The sequence below is a fragment of the Shewanella sp. SM74 genome (assembly GCF_025653725.1).
GTDB classification, from domain to species: domain Bacteria; phylum Pseudomonadota; class Gammaproteobacteria; order Enterobacterales; family Shewanellaceae; genus Shewanella; species Shewanella oncorhynchi.
On the sequence record NZ_JAKKRZ010000001.1, the window covers coordinates 459,223 to 469,536 of the forward strand.

Annotated in this window: 7 protein-coding genes and 1 pseudogene; 3 read left to right on the forward strand and 5 right to left on the reverse strand. The window is 42.9% G+C overall.

The window, feature by feature from the left end; translation table 11 throughout:
* The gene (gene pssA, locus L5M49_RS02000) at positions 1 to 1,314 is read left to right on the forward strand and encodes a CDP-diacylglycerol--serine O-phosphatidyltransferase (RefSeq protein ID WP_263265342.1); all 1,314 of its coding nucleotides are present in this window, start codon (positions 1 to 3) and stop codon (positions 1,312 to 1,314) included.
* Between the two features lie 153 nt (positions 1,315 to 1,467).
* Here the strand turns inward: pssA and emrD are convergent, their stop codons facing one another.
* Complete coding sequence (gene emrD / locus L5M49_RS02005; protein WP_263186411.1) at positions 1,468 to 2,700, reverse strand: multidrug efflux MFS transporter EmrD; 1,233 nt, start codon at positions 2,698 to 2,700, stop codon at positions 1,468 to 1,470.
* A 407-nt stretch (positions 2,701 to 3,107) separates the two neighbouring features.
* The gene (ampC, locus tag L5M49_RS02010) at positions 3,108 to 4,265 is read right to left on the reverse strand and encodes a class C beta-lactamase (protein WP_411569096.1); all 1,158 of its coding nucleotides are present in this window, start codon (positions 4,263 to 4,265) and stop codon (positions 3,108 to 3,110) included.
* A gap of 435 nt (positions 4,266 to 4,700) precedes the next feature.
* Between ampC and L5M49_RS02015 the strand changes: the two genes are divergently transcribed.
* Positions 4,701 to 5,465 carry a tRNA-uridine aminocarboxypropyltransferase gene (locus L5M49_RS02015; RefSeq protein WP_263186414.1) on the forward strand — a complete coding sequence of 255 codons (765 nt, stop codon included), beginning with the start codon at positions 4,701 to 4,703 and terminating at the stop codon, positions 5,463 to 5,465.
* Positions 5,466 to 5,613: 148 nt separating this feature from the next.
* Here L5M49_RS02015 and L5M49_RS02020 read toward each other — a convergent pair whose 3' ends face one another.
* Together L5M49_RS02020 and L5M49_RS02025 are read right to left on the reverse strand one after the other, a co-directional pair.
* The gene (locus L5M49_RS02020; RefSeq protein ID WP_263148237.1) at positions 5,614 to 7,671 is read right to left on the reverse strand and encodes a PhoX family protein; all 2,058 of its coding nucleotides are present in this window, start codon (positions 7,669 to 7,671) and stop codon (positions 5,614 to 5,616) included.
* A gap of 420 nt (positions 7,672 to 8,091) precedes the next feature.
* Positions 8,092 to 9,207 (reverse strand): tyrosine-type recombinase/integrase, encoded by a 1,116-nt coding sequence (locus L5M49_RS02025; protein WP_105252541.1) that lies wholly within the window; start codon positions 9,205 to 9,207, stop codon positions 8,092 to 8,094.
* Positions 9,208 to 9,797: 590 nt separating this feature from the next.
* On the opposite strand from L5M49_RS02025, the gene L5M49_RS02030 reads away from it, so the two are divergent.
* Positions 9,798 to 10,097, forward strand: coding sequence for a hypothetical protein (locus L5M49_RS02030; RefSeq protein WP_263265343.1), 300 nt, complete (start codon positions 9,798 to 9,800; stop codon positions 10,095 to 10,097).
* On the opposite strand, the pseudogene L5M49_RS02035 reads toward L5M49_RS02030, so the two are convergent.
* A pseudogene (locus L5M49_RS02035) lies at positions 10,081 to 10,314 on the reverse strand (IS4 family transposase); the annotation flags it as partial. The gene L5M49_RS02030 and the pseudogene L5M49_RS02035 overlap by 17 nt on opposite strands.

Consider the following 10,314-nt stretch of genomic DNA (forward strand, 5'->3'; position numbering starts at 1 on the left):
TTGCTAGATAAGCTTGGTGGAATAGCCGTTCAACCCGAGGCTTTAACGTGGTTGCTCACGCCATGCCGTTTCAAGGCAGAATTACTCGCTCGTATTGCGAGCGCCAAGCACAGTATTTATATTGCGGCGCTGTATTTAGAAGATGACGAAGCGGGTCGTGAGATATTACAAGCCCTCATGGATGCCAAAGCAGCAAATCCAACGCTTGATATCAAAGTGTTAGTCGATTTTCACCGTGCAAGACGTGGCTTGATTGGCCATAAAGGTGATAGCGGTAACTATTTGATGTATCGCAAAGTTATGGCTGAAGCCGAACATCCCATCGATATCTTAGGTGTACCCGTCAAATCCCGTGAATTTATGGGGGTGTTGCATCTTAAGGGATTTATTATCGATGATGCCGTGATTTATAGCGGTGCTAGTCTCAATAATATCTATTTGCAACAACACGATAAGTACCGTTTCGATCGTTATCACTTGATTGAGTCTGCCGAATTAGCGCGCAGTATGCGCGCGATGATCCAGAAAAATATCATTTCTGATCCAGCTGTGTGTTCATTAACGCAAGATGCTGAGCAAGAAGTGCTACCACCAAAGACGGACATGCGTAGCTTTAAGCTGAGACTGTCTGACGCTGAGTATCAGTTTAAGGAGACCCGTGATGGCAATCGCATCACGCCGTTACTTGGGCTAGGACGTAAGAAAAACTTGCTCAATAAAGTGGTTGTCGCCTTGGTGGAAGAGTCAAAAGACTCGCTGTTTATTTGCACACCTTATTTCAATCCGCCGTACATTTTAGTGCGCGCTTTAGCTAAGCATTTACGCAATGGCAAACGTATTGATATCGTTGTGGGCGACAAGACGGCTAACGATTTTTTTATTCCGCCAGAGCAGGATTTCTCAACCATAGGTGCCTTGCCCTATATGTATGAGCAATCATTGCGTAAGTTCGCTAAACGCCAACAGTGGGCGATTGATAATGGCCAGCTGAATATCCATCTGTGGAAACACGGTATCAACAGTTATCACCTCAAGGGCATCAGTGCCGACGGTAATAAGCATTTGATCACCGGCTCTAACCTGAATCCAAGAGCTTGGGCGCTGGATCTTGAGAATGGTTTGTTGATCCAAGATGAAATTGGCTGCTGGAAAGCCCAGTTTGAAGCCGAGCAGGCACATATTCTGGAACACACACAGCGGTTATATCACTACAGCCAAGTGGACACCTTACAGAGCTATCCTGCGCCAGTGAAGAAGATCATGACTAGAATTCGTCGCCTTAAAGCTGATTTTTTACTGCGTCGCATTCTGTAACGATTAAAGCTATAGAAGCAATAAATTAATCGATATTTTTGATTTATTACAGTGTCTTATCGATTTAAAAAGCCCACAACAATGTGGGCTTTTTATTGACTGATGGTAATAGATTTAGCTTAAACCAAGAATTGTAGTTTCAAATCATATCCATTAAATCTGTGGCATTAAATTCTGGTGAGTATCATTTTGATCTTTGGCGTAATACAGAGACAGGATCACTAAAACCACCATCACAGCACTTAATAAACCTATGCTCAACTGGCCGCCCATAGGCACTAAAGACATAGTTAATGCGGCAAGTCCGGCGCCAAAATTTTGTAATCCCCCCAGTAATGCGCCCGCAATCCCCGCCTGACGTGGAAATGGCTCTAACGCAGCAGATGTTAGGGTAGGGAACAGCATGCCTGCGCCACTGAAGAATAAAATCGATCCAATAAGTAAACTCCAGCCAACCACTAAATTAAAAAGACCTGGGATCAACATAAATAATGCGCCAGCACCGAGTAACGCAACACCTTGGTAAACAACTCTTTGTGGCTTATTCTGTCGGCCCGCGATGAGTGCCCCCAGTAAGTAGCCAGGAATTGGCGCAACAAAATAGCAACTGACCATAAAAGGTGTCAGTCCGAGATATTGGCCATAGAGTACACCAGCAATGGCTTCAAACGCCGCAATACCGGCAAAGGTGGCGATCAATGAAAATAAATAAGCGCGAAACGCTCTATGGCGTAGGACATGCTTATAGGATTTGAAAACGGCTTGATGTTCCCGTTGCGTCTTGGGTAAAGACTCTTTAAAGAGGAATATTAACAACAGCCAGACCGCGACACCGAATCCCGCTAATACCCAGTATACGGCTTGCCAGCCAAAATAGGCCGCAGTGGCGCTGCCGATAAATGGTGCAAGCAAAGGTAAAAACACTACAGCCATAGAGACATAGCTATTAAATTTTACCAGTCGGTCACCAAAGTAGTGATCGCGGGGAATGCTACGGCATAATGCGCCTGCGCTGGCTGTGCCTAATCCTTGGATAAGGCTTGCCATAATTAGTTGGTTAAAGCTTGTGGCCTTCGCCGCGAATACAGCGCCTAGAACGAAAATTGCGATACCCACGACGAGTGGCATTTTGCGGCCAACGCGATCTGACACTGGGCCATACACAAATTGAAACATCCCGTAGGAGAGTAAGTAACAGGCCATCACGGCTTGTAGTTGGCTGGCGTCCACATGGAGCCCGAGTGCGATTTGTGGAAGGGCAGGTACAAAAATCGTCTGCGCCATTTGGCCACAGGCGACCATAAAGACAATCATTAACAGTAGGCTAGACTGACTCGCCGCTGGAGCGACATCGTGATGAATAGGAGAATGTGGCGTGCCTGACATGATATTTCCGAAAAAGGTCACTTAAGGTATTTGCGCGCATCTTACTCCCTAAAAGCGTAACTTCAAGTGTCAATCATATTGATTTAACGAAATAATTTTTAATGCGATGCATAAGTTTTTATCCTGATTTTAAGCTGTAAAGCTAAACTTACGATAGGTTATTTGTCTGTTAACTAGGTCGATGAGTTGCAAATGAATTAATACTCAGATTAACCCTTCACTGCCTATTTTCTTACATGGGAGTTTGCTTAAAAATATTGGCTATTAAGAGATTGGAGGTAAGTAAGTGGATAAGGTGCTTAATACAAGCCACCCTAAAAAAATCACGCTAAAAGGAACAAATAAGAAAGGAGATTGCGAATCGGCCTATCTCCTTATCTCCTTTAATAGTCGCGACTAGCAAGATGCTATTTTTGTAATTTCTCTATGCCCGTTAAAATCTGATACCCCACCGTCACCCGAGGCGGTACGGGATAATTTTTATTGCTTAACAATACTATGCCAAGCTTTTGCGCGGGAATAAATGCTGCATAAGCGGCAAAACCGCCAGTAGAACCTGTTTTATTGATCCACACATTTTGCTGCGGCGCGAGGGGCGGCACTATGGGTTTAACGGGTGTACTGCCAAACACGACTTCCTGAGTATGGCCCATAAGTATTTTATCAAGATCAATAGGATATGAGTAATGCTCCCAAATCATATCTTGGGTCATCATGCCCACATCAAAGTATCCCGTGTGGGTCTCATCGAGTGCCGTTTGCAGTGGTTTGGCAAGCGGGTGCATTTGCATATTGGCCTCAACAAATTGCAGTAAATCCTTGGCAGAGGTTTTAACGCCATAGGCTTCATCGGCTAATACACCGGGATTGACTCGCACTGGCATGTCTTGCTTATCATAGCCTTGGGCATAATCGGCCATTTTACTGCTCGGAACGTTAATGTAGCTGCTTGTCATACCCAATTGTGGAAATAGTGTTTGCTCAAGGGCTTGTGGAAAAGTTTTCCCTAAACTCTGCGCGGCAATCATACCGAGCAGCCCAATACTCGGATTGGCGTAATTTCTGTGGGTCCCCGCGGCAAATGACGGTTGCCAATGCTTAAGGTAATCCATTAACTCTGCGTTATTAGTGACCTTATCAGGAACTTGCATCGGCAAATCACCCGCTGTGTGGGTGGTTAAATTGATGAGACTAATCTTATCAAAATGGCTGCCTTTTAATGCTGAAACATAATCACTGGCCATATCCGTGAGTGTTAATTTACCTTCGCCCTGTGCATAGTTAGCCAGTGTTGCGGTAAAGGTTTTACTGATAGAGCCAATCTCGAACAGGGTATCTTCAGTCACACTTTGCCCAGAGGTTTTAGAACTGACGCCATATTGGTAAAAATACTGTTTACCCTCTATGGTGACGCCAATCACTGCGCCGGGAATAGCGTACTCAGCCATCAAAGGTTTCACCGCCGAATCTACAAGAGTCTGTATTTCTTTGGTATTAAGTGTTTTGGCGGCAGTGGCATGAGAGAATAGGGCCGCAGAGATGAGGATGCCGTTTAATAACGGCATTAAAGCGAACGGGGCTTTTGGGTGCATAATTGACCTTTCATTGAGACTGTATTTGTAGAGTAGATTTTCGCATGATATTAGGGCAATTCCACACTAAGTTAAGTCATTACTGATATTTAGCTTAAATACTCCCCCAATAAGTAAGTTAAACGTTAATTTGGTCGGTTTAGTGTTGCACGCTATTGCATACTAAGTGGTAACACAGATTAATACATTACAGCTTTTTTAAGAGATAATTGCTCGGTGCTCTAAAATTATCTCGCTGACGTTAGGCTGCAGATGAAACCATCAACCACTGACACCGGCCTTTTATCACGATAATGTATTACGCGATTGCACCATTGATGGCCAAGGGATAAACTGCGCCACCGCGACAAAAAAGTGCTAAATGATGTGGTCGCGATCCTTAATAAGTTTGATAGAGAATTGGTTTTTATGGCTTTAGCCCCCCATGCAGTGCACCATTTATATCAGTACCGTAAGTCTATTTCGACTAAACCCTTTGGTGCCCGCGGTAAAAAACTGATCCGCTGTCCATTATGCCTCTTAGGTGAGCAGTTCTGTACCTGTACGCTACGCCGTCAGTTAGATACTCACGCCAGTTTTCTGCTGATTATGTATAACGATGAGGTGTTAAAGCCGACTAATAGCGGACGACTCATCGCGGATCTTATTCCTGATACCCACGCCTATATTTGGTCACGTACAGAACCTGAAGCTGAGTTGCTTGCTTTGCTGAATTCGCCGCAATATCAACCCTATTTAGTGTTTCCTGCCCAGTATGCAGAGCAAGGGCAAACCGTACTGAACCAAGTGCCGATGTCGACATTGGCCGAAGGCAAACGGCCGCTACTTGTTCTGCTTGATGGCAGTTGGCGTGAAGCGATTAAAATGTTCCGTAAGAGTCCTTACTTACACTCACTGCCGTTGCTTTCCTTCGATCCCGACACGCTCGCGACCTATGCATTGCGTAAAGGTAGTCATGATTTTCAACTTGGCACCGCCGAGGTGGCATCATTGGCTTTAGGAGCGATTGGAGAAGCGGCTAATGGCAAAGCCTTAAGTACTTGGTTTGATTTGTTTGTTGAATCTTCCTTACTTGGCCGCAATCGCCGTTGCCGTGAGGACCTTCTGCCAATTACAGATTTTACCGATGCTTTTGAACTGGCCTTTGAACAAGCAAGTCGTAGTAAGAGTTAATAGATGTTGGATTTAATCTATTTTGAAAAAGGCTAGTTAACTATCTTCTTAAATAATAAATCCCCTACAGTAAGGGGATTTTTTATGTGTAGCAATTAACTTATAGGAACTTCATATTTAAGAAGATACCTCGCACAAGCATAATTGTTTATACCGCGACTTCTTTACCATCTAACTTACGGATAACGACCGTAGCGGCGCGAGGGCGTAATGTCGTGCCCGCAGGCGTTTTTTCAGCGGCATTGGACGAATAAGGCCAATTACCGGGATGCTGAATGTTAGCAAAAACAGAAGTGTAATCAGGGCTAATAGCAAAACCCGTAACCTCACAGTCGTTTGGTCCAACGAAGAAACGCTTTAATTCCATTTGGTTATCAGCCGTTACGCCGAGCTGTTTCTCTTGGCCATCAACAAGCGTTGAAGGCACTATTGCTAGCATCTGATCGTTGGTTTCTTCTGCGACCTCCTTGGCTCCATTGTCGGTTTGAACCCACAAAATACCGCGTTGATCGAAGGCCAAACCGTCTGGGCTGGCAAATTGGTTAAGATCCGTTAAGCCTGATAAGTTTGTCTCTGCGTTACCATCACTTGGTGATCCGAATACGAAGATATCCCATGTAAATTCAGTATCTTTGTCACTTTCATCCCAACGAATAATATGGCCAAAGTGGTTTTTCAATCTTGGGTTCGCTGGATTGGTTTCAGTTCGTTTTGAGTTGTTGGTCAAGGTCAAATAAATTGAACCTGTGAAAGGATCGACAGCACACCATTCAGGGCGATCCATCGGTGTTGCACCAACAAGATCCGCTGCGCCTGCGGTGTTCAAAATAATCTCGGCTAAGCTAGCGAAAGTATTGCCTAGGGTTTTTCCGTCCGTAGTTTGGCTATCTAAGGTTAAAGGCAACCAAACACCACCACCATTTGCATTAAACTTAGCTGCATATAAAGTACCTTCATTCATATACTTATCGCCAGTTTGTATGCGATTGCTGCTGTCAGCATCTTTTGCATCCCATGCCGCGGCCGAGACAAATTTATAGAGGTATTCGAATTGTGAATCGTGGCCAGAATAGAACACTACTGGCTTACCTTCGGTTAATTTGCCAAAGGTACAGCCTTCATGGCGGAAACGACCAAGCGCGGTACGTTTAACTGCGCGCGATGTTGGATTGAAAGGGTCAATTTCAACAATATAACCGTGACCATTCGCTTCATTACGATAGTCATCTTGAGCACTTGCACCTTTTGGTGTGACATCAAAACGCGCGAATTCATCGAGACGTTCTTCATCATGACCTGCAAGATCATCCCAGCCATAACGTGTGCTGGTTTTGCTGATCCCAATGCGATTTTGCTCGGCAGTTAACGTACCACGGTTAGCGAAGTAGCCTGGCCAGTTTTCTTCACAGGTTAAATAAGTGCCCCAAGGCGTGTAACCATTGCCGCAGTTATTTAATGTACCGCGAGCCTGACTACCGTCGGGAGAGTAGCGGGTTTCGAGTAGAGAAGAGTAGGCGAGAGGACCGCTAATATCCATTACAGTCGCACCGGTGAATCGGCGGTTATGGTTATCATTGCTAACCACTTCCCATTGATTATTAACCAGTTTTATACGTACAACCGATACGCCATGGGCGTTGATTTCTTTACGTACCTCATCGATAATCGTGCGCAAACCTGAAGTAGGATCAAAAGTTTGTCCTGCAGGATGTAATGCAACTTCATCAATATATTCATGGTTAATGCAAAGTAAACCGTCATTACCCGTATCATTTAATGGAAAGAAATGCATGCCATCGTGGTGCATACCGACTGAGTTCGCTTGGTCATCGGCAGTGTTACTACCATCACTTTTCCATGGTGCTGCTTTTGCATTTAATGGCGTACCCCATGGTGCAAGTACCTGCGCTGTATAGCCTTCTGGCACAACGACGGCATCTAAACGAGAACCCGCAACTGACGTAAAGTTTAGCTTGGCGGTACTTTTTGTTGGTGGCAAAGGTGTCACAGGATCAACAGGTTTTGTAACGGGTGTGTCATCTGATCCGCAAGCAGTTAAACCTACACTGGCAAAAGCTGTCATAGCACTGAGGCCTAAACCACTTTTGACGAAGTTACGGCGAGATAAATGTTTATCCAACACTTGGTTAAATGGCTCGTTATTACTTTTATTATAAAGTGTAGGATCAAAGGTGGCCTTACTCATATATTACTCCGGCTAGTACGATGGATTAAATTTCGTGACTAAGGCTAAAGTATCAATATGACAATAAAGATGATTTTATATTACAATAATACTGCAGTGAGCAATAAACCCGATATGCTATAAAAATGTTAACCAGCAGTTTGCTATGGTCTAAGCTGCTGAGGTCAAAGTAGCTCAATTAGGATTTTTATTCTGCTATGATGTCAAATCTTGTATCCAAGATAAAAATATATAATGTGAAATTATTGTTTTAATTATTTTTAAAATTAAAATTTGAAATAATGTTAATATAAATTACTGAATATCATTTTTATTCATAAACATGATAGATTTATATTTAACATTAAAATTGCTATTTTATTTTAGGTAAAAGACTAACTGATTCTTATCGAGTCATGATCTAGTTTAGTCTTTTGGGTTTTAGTCTCTTGGTTTTAAATAATGGCGAAGTGAGCGCGGATCGGTATGGCCAGTTCTAGCCATAATGTATAAATGATCTTTATCATTTTCATGGAGTTGAGTGACACAACCACTACGCAAACTGTGGGCACCATAAAACTTTGCAGGTAGGCCCGCTTTTGTGCAATATTTTTTAATTATGCGATAAATATCGTCTCCCGTGAGAAAACCACTATTTTTATGTAAACTTGAATTAGCTTCAGAGTGATGTTCTACTATTTGATAAGGGCGTAAATATTTCCCATCACGGGAAAGCGATCTAAATAAATGTCCATCCTCTATATTGGCGAGTGATAACCAATTTTTTACCGCGTTGAGTGCTGCAAAAGGTTCATGATCCGGCAGGTCTTTCCATTCCCGTTGACCTTGCTGATTACTCTTCGAATAAGGTAGGCGCACTTTTAGCTTATTGCGTAAAAAACTGACATATTGAACTTTTATATCTGCAAGTTCAGAACGGCGAAACCCACCTTGTAATCCTAACTGAATAATGGCTTTGTCTCTTGCTCGGGTTAATGGCTGCACTTGTTCATCGATAGCTTGAATGAGCATTTCCACTTCATCATACATAATCGGTTGTTGATCATAATCACTCACATGGCGAGATTGATTTCTGCTTAAACCGCGCATCACTCTGATCACCAGTGGATGTTCGGTAGGCGAGTGGAATCCTGCTTGAATATGATGGTAGCGAATGGCTGCCAACCTTGTGGTTAATGTTTGCTTTGAAAGTTGAACGCCAGTGCTTTCTTGGATCAGTTCTTTTTGATGACCAATAAATGAAATTACGCTTCTTGGATCTGCGGGCAGGGCCTGCAGTTGGTGTTCGGCACAATAACGGCTAAATAGACTAAAGCTCGTATTATAAACACGGCGGGTGTTGGCTGAAATTTCATATTCAGTTTCTTCGGCAGCACTTAAATAATCACTTCGAACAGATTGTGGCAGGAAAGTCTCTTCAAAAAAACGTGGCTGTTCAGCACGGTTATTATTGTGATGATCTGATCCTGTCACTCTTTCATTCGTTACATTGGTGTTATTTTGAGCATTACTATTTGTCCGGATCATTTTAGACATGCCGTTGAAGTCACCTGATATCGAATTAAGAAGGCGTAATTATACGCAAATCACGCCTACATCTACCAGTGATAATCGTCATTATCACTGGTAGAGTGCTTATTTGTTTAAATAATCTTCTTTTATCAGAGGAGGGGGCATTAAATAACATTTAGCTGGATTATTTAGTTTAAAAAACAGCCAAGATAAACCTATTCTAACAATGGCGATTAATTAAGCGGATATAAAATTAAAGGCAATGATAGTATGAAATTCGTACTTTCTCTATGCAGTGGTTTCGAACTTAGTTAGTCACAGATGCATAATTTTAAAGAATGGTTTAACCATTTTATTGGTTTTCTTGAATGGAATGCCGCTAAACTAGGCTTGCGTGTTGGGTGAAATTTAAGCTAATAACGACAACCGCTTATCGGGTTCTTAGCCTGTTATGAGTTGAGCTATTTCTGCCAAAGGCAAAATGAAGCATAAGGGATCGATTCCCAGTCAATAAAATGGTTGAACCATATATTAATACTTATCGATTTGTACTAGCATGAGGTCCCATTTATTTCATCCGCATTAAACGCATGCTTAACTAAAGAAACGTATTTATGGAACCGCAAGCTTGGATATATCAACAAGACAAACCGACAGCAGGAAGAAAATTATTATTGCTTGAGGAAGCCGAATTAATTTTTGCCTTACCCTTAATTTATCGCCTTATCAATCCTGAAGCTGTGGCATCTAAACCAGATTGGTTTTGTGACGCTGAGTTACAAACGGTTTCCTATACTAAGTTGGTAACACAACTAAATGAATTAGTCCGATTACGCAAAAAGGCACAGCGGATCGACAACGAGCTTACTAATGTAAACAAAATGCTGAAGGATCCCCTCATAAATCAGCCATAGCATAGCCATATTTGAGCAACTGATTGGCGAATAATACCCAGGCCGCCAGCAATTCTTTCTCCGTGATTTGATAATCAGGCCGCCTGAGTACCTCCAATCCCAAGCGAATCGTTGAGAGTACCGTTCGATGCCCAATGGTATTGGCCTGAAAATGCTTATCCCAGCCCTGTTGCTGTGCGTGTAAACCAACTAGCCACAACAGGCATTGAACCATCAA